Here is a 15,113-nt window from a genome sequence, read left to right as displayed (position 1 = left end):
ATACAGGTGCGCTTATTACGAGCCGATGGCATGTTACATCGGATTATTCGGAGGTTACGCGGCTCCCATGAGCGATCAATTCACAGATCAGCAGCTGGTTGAACGGGTGCAGCGTGGTGATAAAAACGCTTACGGCTTACTGGTAAAAAAATATCAGCATAAAGTAGCGAACCTAGTCTCACGATATGTGTCCAACTCAGGTGATGTGCCGGATGTGACGCAAGAAGCCTTTATTAAAGCCTATCGCGCCTTACCCGGATTTAGAGGCGATAGCGCTTTTTATACTTGGTTGTATCGCATTGCGGTAAACACGGCGAAAAATTACTTAGTGGCACAAAAAAGACGGCCACCTAGTAGCGATGTTGAAGTAGACGACGCAGAGTATTACGACGGTGGTAATGGCTTAAGAGATCAAGCTTCACCTGAGCGACTCATGCTATCAGAAGAGATTAAGCAGGCAGTATTTGACACTATTAACGCACTGCCTGAAGATCTTAAAACGGCGATAACCTTGCGAGAGTTGGAAGGGATGAGCTACGAAGACATAGCCAACGTGATGGACTGCCCAGTAGGAACAGTTCGCTCTCGAATTTTTCGAGCACGAGAAGCTATCGATAAGCGAGTCCAGCCGTTACTTCAGGGTTGAACGGAGAATAATTGTTATGGCAAACGACATGGCACACCTTGCGAATAATAAAGAGCAGATTTCGGCCTTAGTCGATGGTGAGTTACAAGATAAAGTATTGCTAGAATTACTTAGCGATGAGCCTGAGATGGCCGGTACTTTTGCTCGTTACCATCTGTATGGCGATGCTTTGCGCAGCGATCTCGCCACGCATTTGCATCAGGATATGAGCGATAACGTGATGGCTGCTTTAGCCGACGACGCTCCCTTTAGTGGCGTTCATACCACGGCAAATCTTGAGCCCGCTAATCAATCTGCACCGAGCACCAACAGTAATGTAGTACGTGCGCGCTTTGGTAAGTTAGCGCCTATGCTGCGTTATGCGGGGCAATTTGCTATCGCGGCTTCTGTGTCTGCTGCCTTAATTGTGGGCGTGCAGCAATACAGCCAGCAAGACTTACAGTCACCGGTACTCAATACCGTGCCCTTGAATGGCGGTGCGACGCCGGTGAGCTTAAATTACAAAAACTCCTCACTGCAGCCTACTCAAGAACAAGCGCAGTTAGAGCAGCAAAGACGTATTCATGAGTTGCTAATGGATCATGAGCTACAACAGCGTTTACGCCAACACTAGTGGTAGGAAAAAGGTGTGGCAGTAAAAAAGGATAAGGTTATCCAGCATAAAGCCCATGATGACACTGATGAATGCGTTAAAAGAAAGGTAAACACTTTGAAAAAACAGGGGCTGAGTGCCGTATTCCTGATCGTGACATGGGTTTTTTCTAGTCAGGTGCTGGCCGAAGATGGGGCAGCACCTGATTTATTAGCGCGTATGCAGCAAGCCTATCAAGAGCTTAATTTTGAACTCACCCTGATTGAGTTTAGCCAAGGAGAGTTAGAGCCTAAGCGTCTTACGCGCGGCCATATAGACAATCAAGTGTTTACCCATTTAACCCACTTAAATGGGCGGCCTCGTGAATTTGTGCAAAGAGATGATGAAACCAGCTTCTTTGATGCTAACCAAGGTGGCTACACCTTAAAAAACTCAAGCCTACCCGGTCTTTTTTATCGACTGCAGCAAATGTCGCTGCGCTCGTTACATGCTCATTACGATGCGGTGTCTGCGGGGCGCAGTCGCGTGCTTGGCCGAGTAGCCCAAGTGGTGCGCTTAGTGCCTAAGTCCCCCGATTATTACGGCTATGTATTATGGCTAGATCAAGAAACCGGCTTATTGGTTAAGCTCGACACGCTTAGCGAAGAGGCCAACTTAGTAGAGCAAAGTATGGGGGTGGCGCTTAAAGTAAGTGAACAGCCAAGCCCATTAATTAAAGAGTTAAAAGAAGCTGACTTACCGGCTGTGGTATCCATTGCCGATGTCTATCCGGGAGCTAGCCAGACGCTGCCTTGGAAATTTGGCTGGTTACCTTCAGGTTTTGAGTTGCGCTCTCAAGATAAGCATAAGTTGCCCATTACCGAACAGTCGGTGGATTATATTATGCTGTCTAACAGCTTAGTCGATGTCTCTGTCTATTTAAGTAAGGCCAAACCTTCGGCGGAAGTGAAACAACAATTAGTTCGCCAAGGCGCCACGCATTTATTAAGTGTCACTTCACCGGAAGGCAACGATATTACGGTTGTAGGAGCTATTCCTGTAGAAACTGCGCGCCATATTGTTGAGAGTATTAGTCGAGTCGAGAAGCCTTAATCTAGGCCAAGTGGTTGAACGAACTGTAGCGAGCGTTGCTTATGATTGAAGAAATTGCCACTGTTTCTGCCGTATACGATGGCAAGGTGGAAGTAGTGTGTTTTAGTAAGTCAGCCTGTGGTCAATGCAAACAAAGCAGCCACTGTGGTACTGGCATTGTGTCTAAAGCACTTCCAGGGCGAGATCACCGTTTTTTAATCGCGACCGACTTAAGCTTGACCGTTAATCAACAAGTGCGGATCGGCATTCCTGAGCACAGCCTGATTAGCAGCGCTTTTTTAGTCTATTTATTGCCGTTACTATTAGTCATGGCTGGCGCATTAGGCGCGAGCATCGGCCTTGGCTTGGGCGACGGCGGCACCATACTGGGTGCGGCTGTGGGCGGCTTACTCGGGTTTGTACTGGCGGCGCGCTGGGCAGACCGGGGCGGGCAATTAGTGACTGAGCCGGTGATCCTCTCTACCATGTTAGCCTCTACCCAGCTGGCACAGGATCTCGACACCCCCTAGCTGCCTCTCCCTGAATGGCTTACTAAACCAATATTGACTAAGGATTGGCCTCGGTAATGCTAATCCAGTAGAATCCTGCCTTTCACCTTTGCTTTTCAGACTACGGACTCCTTATCGCATCATGAAGCACATTCGTAACTTTTCCGTCATCGCTCATATTGACCACGGCAAGTCCACCCTGTCCGATCGTTTGATCCAGGTGTGTGGCGGCTTGTCAGATCGTGAAATGCAGCAACAAGTGCTCGACTCCATGGATCTGGAGCGCGAGCGTGGCATTACCATTAAAGCGCAAAGTGTGACCCTGAACTACCAGGCCGACGACGGCGAAACCTATCAGCTGAACTTTATTGATACCCCAGGACACGTGGACTTTTCCTATGAGGTGTCCCGCTCTTTGGCCGCTTGTGAAGGCGCCTTGCTGGTAGTAGACGCAGGTCAGGGTGTTGAGGCACAGACTTTGGCCAACTGCTATACCGCGCTAGATATGGATCTAGAAGTGGTGCCGATTTTAAACAAAATCGACTTACCTCAGGCCGAACCTGAGCGCGTAGCAGCCGAAATAGAAGATATTGTTGGTATTGTCGCCATGGACGCCGTGCGCTGCTCAGCTAAAACTGGCGTCGGTATGAATGAAGTACTAGAGCGCATTGTTAGTCAAATTCCAGCGCCCGAGGGCGATCCTGAGGCGCCGCTACAAGCCTTGATTATCGACTCTTGGTTTGACCCCTACTTAGGCGTGGTGTCTTTGGTGCGTATTAAACATGGCCAGCTTAAGAAAAACGATAAAATCAAAGTGATGACCACCGGGCAAGTCTGGGGCGTGGATCGCATTGGTATTTTTACACCTAAACAAACCGACACCGACGGCTTAGGCTGTGGTGAAGTAGGCTGGGTAGTGTGCGGCATTAAAGAAATTCATGGCGCGCCGGTAGGCGATACACTCACCCATGCCAAACATGGTGCTGAGCTGGCCTTACCTGGTTTTCAAAAAGTGAAGCCACAAGTGTATGCGGGTTTATTCCCTATCTCTGCCGATGATTATGAGACCTTTCGTGATGCCCTAGATAAATTATCGCTAAACGATGCCTCTTTATTCTATGAGCCAGAAACGTCTAATGCCCTAGGCTTTGGGTTTCGCTGTGGTTTCCTTGGCTTATTGCACATGGAAATTATCCAAGAGCGCTTAGAGCGTGAATATGACTTGGACTTAATTACCACAGCACCTACGGTCGTGTATGAGGTGGTAAAAACCGATGGCAATATTATCTATGTTTCTAGCCCCTCTAACTTACCGGCTTTAAATGAAATTGAAGAGCTGCGCGAGCCTATCTCTGAGTGTCATATACTGGTACCGCAAGAATACTTAGGCAACGTGATTACGCTGTGTATTGAAAAGCGCGGCGTGCAAAAGAATATGGTTTATCACGGTAACCAAGTGGCACTTACCTATGATATTCCGATGGCGGAAGTGGTGTTAGACTTCTTTGATCGCTTAAAATCTTGCAGCCGCGGCTATGCCTCGCTAGATTATGGTTTTAGTCGCTTTGAAACGGCTGACATGGTGCGCTTAGATATTATGATTAATGGGGATCGCGTCGATGCTCTAGCAGTGATCACCCATAAAGCGAACGCTGTGTATCGTGGCCGGTTATTGGTTGATAAAATGCGCGAGCTGATCCCGCGCCAAATGTTTGATATTGCTATTCAAGCCTCAATTGGTAGCCAAATTATCTCACGCAGCACTGTAAAAGCCTTACGTAAAGACGTTACCGCTAAGTGTTATGGTGGCGACGTGAGTCGTAAGAAAAAGCTACTTTCTAAGCAAAAAGAAGGTAAAAAGCGCATGAAGTCATTGGGCCGGGTCGATATTCCTCAAGATGCCTTCTTAGCAATTCTACATGTCGGAAAGGACAAGTAAGTTATGGCGAGTAATTTTGCCTTGATCTTAGTGCTGGTCACCTTGGTGACCGGCATTATTTGGGCGCTAGATAAATGGCGCTGGGGTCCAGAGCGGGCGCGTACAATTGCTAAAACTCAAGCCGCACACGGTAATCAAGTGAACGAAGCCGTGTTGGCGCGAGTCGCCCGTGTCCCGGGTTGGGTGGAGCAAGCGCGTTCTATCTTTCCCGTGATTGCGGCGGTGTTAGTGTTGCGCTCTTTTATTTATGAGCCGTTTCAAATTCCTTCAGGATCTATGATGCCGACCTTATTGGTGGGTGATTTTATCTTGGTGGAAAAATTTGCTTATGGCTTAAAAGAGCCCATCAGTAATACCACTTTGATCCCAACCGGTGAGCCTAAACGCGGCGATGTAGTGGTATTTAAATACCCTGAAGATACCCGTATTGATTATATTAAACGGGTGATTGGCCTGCCTGGGGATCGCATCGTTTATCAAGACAAACAACTGTTTATTAAACCTGCTTGTGCGGGCGATGACTGTCCTGATTTTGCACCTGTGGCCTTAAGCGCAGGTGAAGTAGGGGAGTTTTCTCAATCAGGGGTGGCGCTTGAGCGTTTTTCAGAAGCGTTAACAGAACGTGGGCACGATATATTAAAAAACCCCCAACGCCCCGATCCTATCCAGTTATATTATGGCCAACCTAATACCGCGCAAAATGAATGGGTAGTGCCTGCTGGACATTATTTTACTATGGGTGATAACAGAGACAACAGCACCGACAGTCGCTTTTGGGGCTTTGTGCCACAAGAGAACTTAGTAGGTAAAGCGGTTGCTATCTGGATTAGCTTTGAATTTGAACGCAACGCCGACAGCTGGTTGCCAACATGGGTGCCCAGTAATGTCCGCTTTAGCCGCATAGGCGCTATTCATTAATGAAAAAATTGCACATTTTAGAAAAAAAACTGGGTTATACCTTTATCGATCAAAGTATGTTGGTGCGCGCCTTAACGCATCGCAGTGCGGGTGCTCGCCATAATGAGCGGTTAGAGTTTTTAGGTGACTCCTTATTAAGCATGGTGATTGCCGATGCGCTGTTTCATCGCTTTCCTAAGGTTAACGAGGGCGATATGTCGAGGATGCGCGCCACTTTAGTGCGTGAAAAAACCTTGGCAGAGCTGGCGCGGGAGTTTGAGCTTGGCGATTATTTAATTTTAGGGCCGGGCGAGCTAAAAAGCGGTGGCTTTCGCCGCGAGTCTATTTTAGCGGATGCGGTAGAAGCCATTATTGGTGCTATCTATCTGGATGCAAATATCGAACAGATGCAAAGCATCTTATTAGGCTGGTATGAAGATCGTTTACACGCTATCCAGCCCGGTATTGAGCAAAAAGATCCTAAGACTCGTCTGCAAGAATTATTGCAAGGTAAGCGCAAACCGCTGCCCACTTATACCGTTGAGCAAGTCATTGGCGAAGCCCATAACCAAAAATTTACCGTGCACTGCCAAATTGAAGGCATGGCAGAGCCTGTGATTGGCATCGGTACTAGTCGTCGTAAGGCCGAACAATCTGCGGCCGAACATGCATTGGAAGTCTTGCTATGAGCTCACCAGAACAAACATATTGTGGCTTTATTGCCATTGTGGGGCGCCCTAATGTGGGTAAGTCGACCTTGCTTAATCAGCTGTTAGGGCAAAAGGTCAGTATTACTTCCCGTAAGCCGCAAACGACTCGCCACCGTATTATGGGCATAGATACCGAGGGCGCTTATCAAGCTATCTATGTGGATACGCCAGGTTTACACATTGAAGAAAAACGCACCATTAATCGCCTTATGAACCGCGCCGCCTCTAGCTCATTAGGCGATGTGGAAATGGCGATCTTTATGGTAGAGGGCACAAAGTGGACGCCTGATGATGAGATGGTGCTCAATAAGTTACGCCGGTTAACGTGCCCTGTGGTATTGGCAATCAATAAAATTGATAATGTGGAAACCAAAGAAGAGCTGTTGCCGCATATGCAGTGGTTATCTAGCCTAATGGACTTTGCTGATATAGTGCCGTTGTCGGCGGAAAAGGGCACCAATGTCGACACTATCGCGAAACTGGCGCGCCAGCGCTTAAAGCCCTCGCCTCATCATTTTCCAGAAGATTACATCACGGATCGCTCGTCGCGCTTTATGGCTGCAGAAATTATTCGTGAAAAAATTATGCGCTTTATGGGGAGGAATTACCTTACTCAGTGACGGTAGAGATTGAGCGCTATGAAGTAAATGATAAGGGCGTGGTGTGTATTAATGGCCTGATCTTAGTAGAGCGCAGTGGTCAAAAACGCATGGTGATTGGTAATAAGGGCGAAAAACTCAAAGTGATTGGCACCGAAGCCCGGTTAGACTTAGAAAATTTACTTGAGCAAAAAGTATTTCTTGAGCTGTGGGTGAAAGTGAAGTCGGGCTGGGCCGATGATGAACGTGCTTTGCGTAGCTTGGGGTATGGTGAAGATTAATGAAAGGCCATGCCGCCTTTGTTATTCATAGCCGCCCCTATCGTGAAACCAGCCAGCTGGTGGAGGTGTTCACCCAAGAACAAGGCCGTCAAAGCTTAATTGCTAAAGGCAGCCGCCAGCCACGCTCTCCCCTAAAAGGGCTATTACAGCCCTTTGTGCCTCTAAGTCTCACCTTTGGTGGTAAAGGTGAGCTTAAAACTTTATTTAAAGCAGAAGCCACGGCGCCGGCGATTCGCCTTACCCGCACGGCGTTATACAGTGGCCTGTATCTTAATGAGCTTATTTATTACCTATTAGAGGCCCACACCCCGTTTGATGAGGTGTTTGAGGCTTATCAAACCACCTTACACAAATTGGCCGCCGGTGAGGCCCTTGAGCCTTGTTTGCGCCATTTTGAGTTTTATATGCTGAATGTTTTAGGCTATGGCGTAGATTTTGCTGTTGATGCCCACACCGGCGAAGGCGTTGTTGCCAAAGCTTGGTATCAGTATCAAGCAGAAGCAGGGTTTAGTCGGGTTGAGCGCTACCAAAGCGGCGCTTATTTAGGTGAGCATCTGCTGGCTCTCGCCGAGCTAGATTTAAGTTCCAGTGATATCTTGTTAGCTGCAAAACAGTTTAGTCGTCAAGCTTTGGCTCCTTATTTAGGGGGGCGGCCTTTGCGCAGTCGTGCGCTCTTTATCAAAGGAAAGAGAGGAAGTCGCAGTGAGTGAATTATTTTTAGGCGTTAATATCGATCACATTGCTACCTTGCGTAATGCGCGAGGCACTAACTATCCGGATCCTGTGTATGCGGCAACCCTTGCTGAGCTGGCGGGTGCCGATGGCATTACTGTGCATTTACGTGAAGACCGCCGCCATATTGTGGACCGGGATATAGAGATACTAAATGAAACCATTCAAACACGCATGAATTTAGAAATGGCGGTGACCGATGAAATGTTAGATATCGCCTGTCGAGTCAAGCCCACTTATGTCTGTTTAGTACCAGAGAAACGCGAAGAGGTGACCACTGAAGGCGGCTTAGATGTGGCAGGGCAACTAGAAAAAATAACGGCTGCCGTACGTCGTTTAAGCGAAGCTGGGATCAAAGTGTCGTTATTTATTGATGCAGAGCGCCAGCAAATTGATGCCGCTCTAGCTACCGGCGCCCCTTATATCGAAATTCATACCGGCCATTATGCTAATGCGCAAAATGAAGCAGAGCAAGGTGCGGAGCTAAAGCGCATTGCGGCCAGTGCAGCCTACGCCAGTGATGCTGGCCTTAAGGTGAACGCAGGACATGGCTTGCATTATCATAATGTAAAACCCATAGCGGCTATTCCTGAGATGCATGAGCTTAATATTGGGCATGCCATTATTGCGCGCGCCGCCTTTGAGGGATTAGAAAAAGCCATCCGCGATATGAAGCGTCTTATGCAAGATGCCCGACAAGGCATTTAATCACTCCAGACTCGGACCAGCTCCGAGTCTCTAATTCCTAGACTACTCACTACTCACTACTCCTAGCCGTTATACATAGTGCTTAGCTTGGTGGCGAATTTGGGCAAAGCGCTCCAGTAATTCCAGTAACTCCGGCTCTATAGCACTGACTGGCTGCTTGGCAAGCAGTGCTTGTTCAAGTTGTGCTAATAATGCCTGTAGCTGAGGCACACCACAGTAAACACTGCCCCCATGGAGCTTATGAATAGCGCTATGGAGTGTTTGGCTCTCTAGCTCACTGTTTACCGCTTTATTAAGTAAAGGCTCGCATTCATCTATGGTTTCAAGTAATAAGCGCAACATCTCTTTAGCAAGGTGTTCTTTATTACCCGCACGGCTAAGGGCCAGTGGCCAGTTTATTTGGCTATGGCTAGCGTCAGGTGTGGTCACAGGGCGGGCAAAGCGGCGAATAAGCTCGGCCAGCATGCGCTCATCTAGTGGTTTTGCTAAGTAGTCGTCTATTCCTTGGCGCATTAAGCGCTCTCTCTCGCCCGCGATGGCATGAGCGGTCACGGCAATAATGGGAGTATGGCGATTGGGGCCGCTACTTTTACGGATTTCTTGAGTTGCTTGAATGCCATCAAGCAGCGGCATCTGAATATCCATAAAAATGACATCATAATGATTAACGGTAGCTAAATTAAGGGCTTCTTGGCCATTAGAGCAGGTATCTACTTGGCTTACTTGCTCACTTAATAGCGCACTAATGAGTTTTAAGTTGGCGGGATTATCATCGACGGCTAACACTCGCATCGTTTGTTTTTGAGTGGCCGCTAAGCTGGGTAATGCCACTTGGGTAGCAGGTAATAAATAAGGTAAAGACAGTACATTAGGTTGCGTCAGCGCGTGAGCGAGCTTTTGATAATGCACGGGTTTTGTTAAACAAAGCTCAGCGCCACTGTTAATGAGCGCCTCAGCTAATAGAGGGTCAGTGGAGCTAAGTAACACCACAACCTTATGGCCTTGTTGCTTAAATTGAGAAATGCTTTGCTCAATTTCACTGGGTAGGGCATGAGGGCTAAAGCCCAGTAATACATAATCTAGGCAACTACTTAAGCTCGACTCATTTACTAAGGTGACGCCCCATTCACGTAATAGGGCTTGAGTTGCGCGGTAGCTAAATTCATCGGCCTCTTGATAAAAGACACTTTTTTGACTGAGCTCAGCCAATGGCAGTGGCTCGGCTAACGGCACTCTGGCTTGGTCTAGCTCTAAGGTAAAACTAAATACCGAGCCGACACCAGGCTCCGAGTGCAGCCTAATGCGCCCCGCCATTTGCTGTACCAATTTTTGTGTGATCACTAATCCTAAGCCAGTACCGCCATAGCGGCGTGAAATGCTGGAGTCGGCTTGGTTAAATGCTTGAAACAACTGGCGACGCTGCTGATCGGTAATACCAATGCCGGTGTCTTTAACGTGGATACACAGCGCCGCCCGCTCAGGTAAACTGGCAGGACTGACATCGACTCGTACATCTACGTTGCCTTGTTCGGTAAATTTAATGGCGTTGCCCACAAGGTTAGTGAGTACCTGCTGCAAGCGCAGCGCATCGCCCATTAAACTATCTTGTACCGCCGCGTCCACGCGCATTGATAGCTCTAGGCCTTTGTCGTGGGCGCTTGGCGCTAATAGTGTCATCACCTCTTGGAGCGTATCGCGCAATGAAAACGGAATGTGCTCCATAGTCAGCTTGCCCGCTTCTAACTTAGAGAAGTCAAGAATGTCATTAATAATGCTCAGTAAATTTTGCGCCGACTTCTCTATGGTGGTGAGGTAATCCAGTTGATTAGTGCTGAGGCGGGTTTTTTGCAGCTGGCGGGCAAAGCCAATGACGCCATTCAGTGGTGTGCGTAGTTCATGAGACATGTTGGCTAAAAATTCTGTTTTAACGCGCGCTGCTTCTTGGGCGCGTTTTTTAGCCATATCTAACTCAATATTTTGAATTTCAATTTGCTCTAGCGTCTCTCGCAAGTCAGAGGTCGCTTGGTCAATATTTTGCTGCATTTCTTCATGATATTCGGCAAGGGATTTGGCCATGGCATTAATGCCATTTTTAAGCATGTGCATTTCACCGGTAAACTCACCGTGCACCCGAGTATCAAGTCGCCCCTCGCGTATTTTATAAATAGCGGTGATCATATCAGTAATAGGTTGCGAAACGCCCTTAATTAAGCGCAGGCCAAAAAGGGTACTTAACAACACGCCCAGTAACACAATTAACCCAGCCATAAAGGTTTCTTTATAGTGCACTAGCATGGCGGAGTCGTTGGTGAGCTGCATGGAGATATAGCCAAGAGGCTTAGCCGCGACATCTTCCCAGATAGCCTCTGACTTAATGGCATCGCTTAAGACTGGCGTGCGCAACACTATGTCACCCTCTCGCGTTTCCACTGTGGTTGATAAGGGAATGGACTCGCCATCCTTTAAGCTCAGCACATTAAAATCTTTATGATAATTAGAGGTGACCAGCAATTTTCCTTGATCGTCAAATAAGGCAATAGCGCTAATTAAGGGGCTATTATTGCGGTGGATATTGCTTAACAAGCGATTAAGCGCTTCCCGATTGCGATTACTCAGTGGTAGCTCACTGGCAAGCGCCATGGGCTCAATCACATTAACGCCTTGGCGGATCAAGGCATTTTCCAATTGCTGATAGCGGCTAACGGTGAAGTAGCTGGCTAAAAAAACACCAATCAGCAAGGTGGGGATCAGGGTGTAGGCGAGTATTCTGGCTCGCAGGCCGTATTTGGTCATAGTAGGCGAATGTGGGACAATGCCAGTCTTAAATCAACAGACGCTTATGATGACATAGCCGGTTCGAGGCCTCCACGTTTATGGTTCAGTTCTTTAAGGAAAAAAAATCCAAGCCCACCGGCCAAGCGCCTTTTGAGATAACTATCGCCGAGATAAACAGTCATGGCCTAGGCGTTGCTCTCTATCAAGGTAAGCCGTTATATGTAGCCGGTGCCTTAAAAGGAGAGCGAGTTCGCGTTAGTTTGATACAGAAAAATGCGAAATATCAAACGGCGCGCTTATTAAAAGTATTAAGTAGTGCTGCTACACGCACCACCCCATTTTGCGCCTATATTAATGAATGCGGTGGCTGCTCATTACAGCATATGGCACCGAGCGAGCAGCGCGCCCTTAAAGCGCGCACCGTAAGCCAGCTGTTTGCCCGCCAAGGTATGACTGATTTACCTGAATTTGAGTGGCTAAATGAGGGCGCAACTCAAGGTTATCGCCGCGTTGCCCGCTTAGCGATTCGCCGTCAGGGCAAAGGGGTAGCGCTGGGGTTTAGGCGTCGTCAGTCTCATCAGTTAGTGGAAATTGACCATTGCGGCGTATTACGCCCCGCATTATCGGCATTAATTGTGGCAATTCGACAGCTGCTAAACCAGCTAAAAGGCAATAAGCATCTAGGACATATTGAGCTTTATGAAGCCGCCGAGGGCGTGGCGCTATTATTACGCCACACCGCGACGTTATCGGCTGGGGATCTGGACTTATTACTGACTTTTGCTCAGGAGCGTGAGGTGGCGCTCTTTTTACAAGATGATCATAGTCGCCGCCCTTTACATGTTCCATTTTCGCTTTATTATCAAATAGATAATATAAAATTGTCATTTACACCTGGGGATTTCATTCAAATTAATGGCCCCTTAAATAGTCAGCTGGTGAACAAAGCTAAAGCTTGGTTAGCACCAGAGCCAGGAGACAGAATATTAGATCTGTTTTGTGGGGTGGGTAATTTTTCATTGCCGTTAGCCGCCGCGGGTCACAGTGTGGTGGCTGTCGAAGGCGTCATGGAAATGGTGGAGCAGGCAAGGGGTAATGCCGAAGAGCAAGGCGTGAGTCAGGCTGAATTTTTTCGCGCCGACTTAGCCACAGACTTTACGACAGCGCCGTGGGCACAACAAGGTTTTGAACGAGTATTGCTCGATCCCGGCCGTGCCGGTGCCGAACACGTCATGCCTTATTTATGCCAGCTTGCCCCCCAGCGCTTGCTCTATGTATCTTGTAATCCGGTGACGCTGGCGCGCGATAGTCAGCCATTATTAGCCGCGGGTTATAAACTGGTGCAGCTGTGTTTAATCGACATGTTTCCCCATACAATACATTGTGAAGCGATGGCGTTGTTTGAGCTAAATTAAGGGACAGTTATGGTAGCAGTACGCAATACTCATCTTACCGACACTTTCCGTTTAGAAGAGTGGACGGCGAGCTTGCCATTCACGCCAGACGAGCGTGCTCAGTTTAGTGCTTTATATGAGTATTGTTTAAGCCTTAACGCGCCTCAGTCGGCCTTGCTGCAGTTGCAAGCGCAAGGGGTAGAAATGGTTGGCATCTTGCTCACGCTGAGCATGGATACTGATACCATTAAGGCCGCTATTTTATATCCTTATTTGGAAGCCGAGCATTTAACCTTGGCAGAGGTAGAGCAAGATTTTGGTGCCACTATCACGCGCTTGTTACAAGGCGTGCTCGATATGGAAGCCATTCGCTCATTGCAACATGTGCACAGCGATAAAAGCTCAGAAGCACAAGTTGATAAAGTCAGACGCATGTTATTAGCCATGGTGGAAGATGTGCGCGCCGTGGTGATAAAACTTGCCGAGCGCATTACTTGCCTGCGCGAAGTAAAGAGCGCCGACGAAGAAACTCGGGTATTGGTCGCTAAAGAAATTGCCAATATCTATGCCCCGTTAGCGAATCGCCTTGGCATTGGCCAGCTGAAGTGGGAGTTGGAAGATTTATCGTTTCGCTATCTGCACCCTGACACCTATAAGCGAATAGCTTCTTTATTACATGAAAAACGTCTAGCGCGCGAGGCGTATATTAACGAGTTTGTTAGCGGCTTAAAAAGCTCGCTCTTAGCCTCGGGAATAGATGCGGACGTGTATGGTCGCCCTAAGCACATTTATAGCATTTGGCGAAAAATGCAAAAAAAGAGCTTAGATTTTGATGAGCTATTTGATGTGCGCGCGGTACGGGTGATCACCTCCCACCTGCAAGACTGTTATGGCGCGCTTGGCGTGGTGCATTCCCAATTTCGCCATATTCCTCGCGAGTTTGATGATTATGTCGCTAACCCTAAGCCTAATGGTTACCAATCTATTCATACCGTGGTCTTAGGGCCAGAGGGGAAAACCGTTGAAATTCAAATTCGCACCAGTCAAATGCACCAAGATGCCGAGCTTGGAGTGGCTGCTCATTGGAAATATAAAGAAGGAGCGGGAGCGGTTAAACAAAGCGGCTTTGAAGATAAAATCGCTTGGCTAAGAAAACTATTAGCTTGGCAAGAAGACATGGCAGAGAGTGGCTCTTTAGTCGATGAACTGCGCAGCCAAGTGTTTGAAGACAGAGTGTATGTATTTACTCCTAAAGGAGAAGTGGTGGACTTGCCGCTGGGCGCTACTCCGCTTGATTTTGCCTATTATATTCACAGCCAAGTAGGGCATCGTTGTATTGGTGCCAAGATAGAGGGGCGCATTGTGCCCTTTACTTATACGCTGCAAACTGGCGATCAAGTAGAAATTATTACGCAAAAACAGCCCAATCCTAGTCGCGATTGGATGAACCCTAATCAAGGATTTTTACGTACCAGTCGTGCGCGCGCTAAAGTGAGTACTTGGTTTAAAAAACAAGACCGCGATAAGAACATTGTGGCCGGTCGTGAGCTGCTCGATAAAGAATTAGAGCGCTTAGGTCTGGCCTTTTCTGCTATTAATAAAGGCGTATTAGAGCGCTTTAATGTGCAGCACCTCGATGATTTATTAGCCGGCATTGGTGGTGGAGATCTGCGGATCAATCAACTGCTTAATTACGTACAAGGCCAACATAAAAAGCCGACCAGTGATGAACAAGACCAAGCCGTATTAAGGCAATTAGAGCTTAACGCTGCAAAAAAGCCTACGCCAGTTAGCACTAAAGGACACATAGTGGTGCAGGGCGTAGGTAATTTATTAACAAATATTGCGCGTTGCTGCCAACCCATCCCTGGCGATGAAATTACCGGCTTTATTACCCAAGGCCGTGGTATTTCCATTCATCGAGATGACTGTGAACAGTTAAAAGAGCTACAGCTTCAGCATCCTGAACGCTTAGTCGAGGCGATTTGGGGTGAGGACAGTGCCGGAGGTTATAAGATAACCTTGCGCGTGCTAGCTAATGACAGATCTGGTTTATTGCGCGATATCACCACCATTTTGGCCAATGAAAAAATTAATGTGGTGGAGTTTAGTAGCCGCTCTAATCGCAAGCAGCAAACCGCCACTATGGACATGGCACTGCGTATTTATAACTTGGATAGCCTCAGCCGTGCTTTAGCTAAAATAAGCCAGCTGCCTGATGTCTTTGAAGCTAAGCGCTTGTAAGGTATGGGTTATGAAT

12 protein-coding genes and 1 pseudogene are annotated in these 15,113 nt (G+C 47.8%); 12 read left to right on the top strand and 1 reads right to left on the bottom strand.

Annotated elements, in window-relative coordinates:
- Positions 1-67 precede the first annotated feature (67 nt).
- From rpoE to pdxJ, 10 genes and pseudogenes are all read left to right on the top strand, one after another.
- Positions 68-646, top strand: a complete 579-nt coding sequence (gene rpoE / locus CBP12_RS08000) for an RNA polymerase sigma factor RpoE (RefSeq protein WP_086963962.1) — start codon at positions 68-70, stop codon at positions 644-646.
- 16 nt (positions 647-662) lie between these two features.
- Positions 663-1,259 carry a sigma-E factor negative regulatory protein gene (locus CBP12_RS07995; protein ID WP_232455039.1) on the top strand — a complete coding sequence of 199 codons (597 nt, stop codon included), beginning with the start codon at positions 663-665 and terminating at the stop codon, positions 1,257-1,259.
- Between the two features lie 15 nt (positions 1,260-1,274).
- Complete coding sequence (locus CBP12_RS07990) at positions 1,275-2,330, top strand: MucB/RseB C-terminal domain-containing protein (protein WP_232455038.1); 1,056 nt, start codon at positions 1,275-1,277, stop codon at positions 2,328-2,330.
- A gap of 41 nt (positions 2,331-2,371) precedes the next feature.
- A complete protein-coding gene (locus tag CBP12_RS07985) occupies positions 2,372-2,839 on the top strand; it encodes a SoxR reducing system RseC family protein (RefSeq protein WP_086963961.1) in 468 nt (155 codons plus the stop codon).
- A 121-nt stretch (positions 2,840-2,960) separates the two neighbouring features.
- Positions 2,961-4,757 carry a translation elongation factor 4 gene (gene lepA / locus CBP12_RS07980; RefSeq protein WP_086963960.1) on the top strand — a complete coding sequence of 599 codons (1,797 nt, stop codon included), beginning with the start codon at positions 2,961-2,963 and terminating at the stop codon, positions 4,755-4,757.
- A gap of 3 nt (positions 4,758-4,760) precedes the next feature.
- Positions 4,761-5,675, top strand: coding sequence for a signal peptidase I (lepB, locus tag CBP12_RS07975; protein ID WP_086963959.1), 915 nt, complete (start codon positions 4,761-4,763; stop codon positions 5,673-5,675).
- Positions 5,675-6,343, top strand: a complete 669-nt coding sequence (gene rnc / locus CBP12_RS07970) for a ribonuclease III (RefSeq protein WP_086963958.1) — start codon at positions 5,675-5,677, stop codon at positions 6,341-6,343. Before lepB ends, rnc begins: the two co-directional genes overlap by 1 nt.
- A pseudogene (gene era, locus CBP12_RS07965) lies at positions 6,340-7,244 on the top strand (GTPase Era). The gene rnc and the pseudogene era overlap by 4 nt, the downstream one beginning before the upstream one ends.
- A complete protein-coding gene (gene recO, locus CBP12_RS07960) occupies positions 7,244-7,954 on the top strand; it encodes a DNA repair protein RecO (RefSeq protein WP_086963957.1) in 711 nt (236 codons plus the stop codon). The pseudogene era and the gene recO overlap by 1 nt, the downstream one beginning before the upstream one ends.
- On the top strand, positions 7,947-8,684 hold the full coding sequence (pdxJ, locus tag CBP12_RS07955) for a pyridoxine 5'-phosphate synthase (protein WP_086963956.1): 738 nt from the start codon (positions 7,947-7,949) through the stop codon (positions 8,682-8,684). The genes recO and pdxJ overlap by 8 nt, the downstream gene beginning before the upstream one ends.
- 69 nt (positions 8,685-8,753) lie before the next feature.
- Here pdxJ and barA read toward each other — a convergent pair whose 3' ends face one another.
- Positions 8,754-11,477 (bottom strand): two-component sensor histidine kinase BarA, encoded by a 2,724-nt coding sequence (gene barA, locus CBP12_RS07950; RefSeq protein WP_086963955.1) that lies wholly within the window; start codon positions 11,475-11,477, stop codon positions 8,754-8,756.
- A gap of 80 nt (positions 11,478-11,557) precedes the next feature.
- Here barA and rlmD point away from each other — a divergent pair, with 80 nt between their 5' ends.
- Both rlmD and relA read left to right on the top strand, forming a co-directional pair.
- Positions 11,558-12,874 carry a 23S rRNA (uracil(1939)-C(5))-methyltransferase RlmD gene (rlmD, locus tag CBP12_RS07945; RefSeq protein WP_086963954.1) on the top strand — a complete coding sequence of 439 codons (1,317 nt, stop codon included), beginning with the start codon at positions 11,558-11,560 and terminating at the stop codon, positions 12,872-12,874.
- 9 nt (positions 12,875-12,883) lie between these two features.
- Positions 12,884-15,097, top strand: coding sequence for a GTP diphosphokinase (gene relA, locus CBP12_RS07940; protein WP_086963953.1), 2,214 nt, complete (start codon positions 12,884-12,886; stop codon positions 15,095-15,097).
- Positions 15,098-15,113: the final 16 nt, after the last annotated feature.

The organism is Oceanisphaera avium (assembly GCF_002157875.1).
Classification (GTDB): Bacteria; Pseudomonadota; Gammaproteobacteria; order Enterobacterales; family Aeromonadaceae; genus Oceanimonas; species Oceanimonas avium.
Note: the sequence above shows the minus strand (reverse complement) of the source record. Positions and strands in the feature narration are given on the sequence as shown.

Coding starts and splice junctions, on each gene's coding strand:
- rpoE (WP_086963962.1), top strand. CDS start 68: ATGAGCGATCAATTCACAGATCAGCAGCTGGTTGAACGGGTGCAGCGT.
- CBP12_RS07995 (WP_232455039.1), top strand. CDS start 663: ATGGCAAACGACATGGCACACCTTGCGAATAATAAAGAGCAGATTTCG.
- CBP12_RS07985 (WP_086963961.1), top strand. CDS start 2,372: ATGATTGAAGAAATTGCCACTGTTTCTGCCGTATACGATGGCAAGGTG.
- lepA (WP_086963960.1), top strand. CDS start 2,961: ATGAAGCACATTCGTAACTTTTCCGTCATCGCTCATATTGACCACGGC.
- lepB (WP_086963959.1), top strand. CDS start 4,761: ATGGCGAGTAATTTTGCCTTGATCTTAGTGCTGGTCACCTTGGTGACC.
- rnc (WP_086963958.1), top strand. CDS start 5,675: ATGAAAAAATTGCACATTTTAGAAAAAAAACTGGGTTATACCTTTATC.
- recO (WP_086963957.1), top strand. CDS start 7,244: ATGAAAGGCCATGCCGCCTTTGTTATTCATAGCCGCCCCTATCGTGAA.
- barA (WP_086963955.1), bottom strand. CDS start 11,477: ATGACCAAATACGGCCTGCGAGCCAGAATACTCGCCTACACCCTGATC.
- rlmD (WP_086963954.1), top strand. CDS start 11,558: ATGGTTCAGTTCTTTAAGGAAAAAAAATCCAAGCCCACCGGCCAAGCG.
- relA (WP_086963953.1), top strand. CDS start 12,884: ATGGTAGCAGTACGCAATACTCATCTTACCGACACTTTCCGTTTAGAA.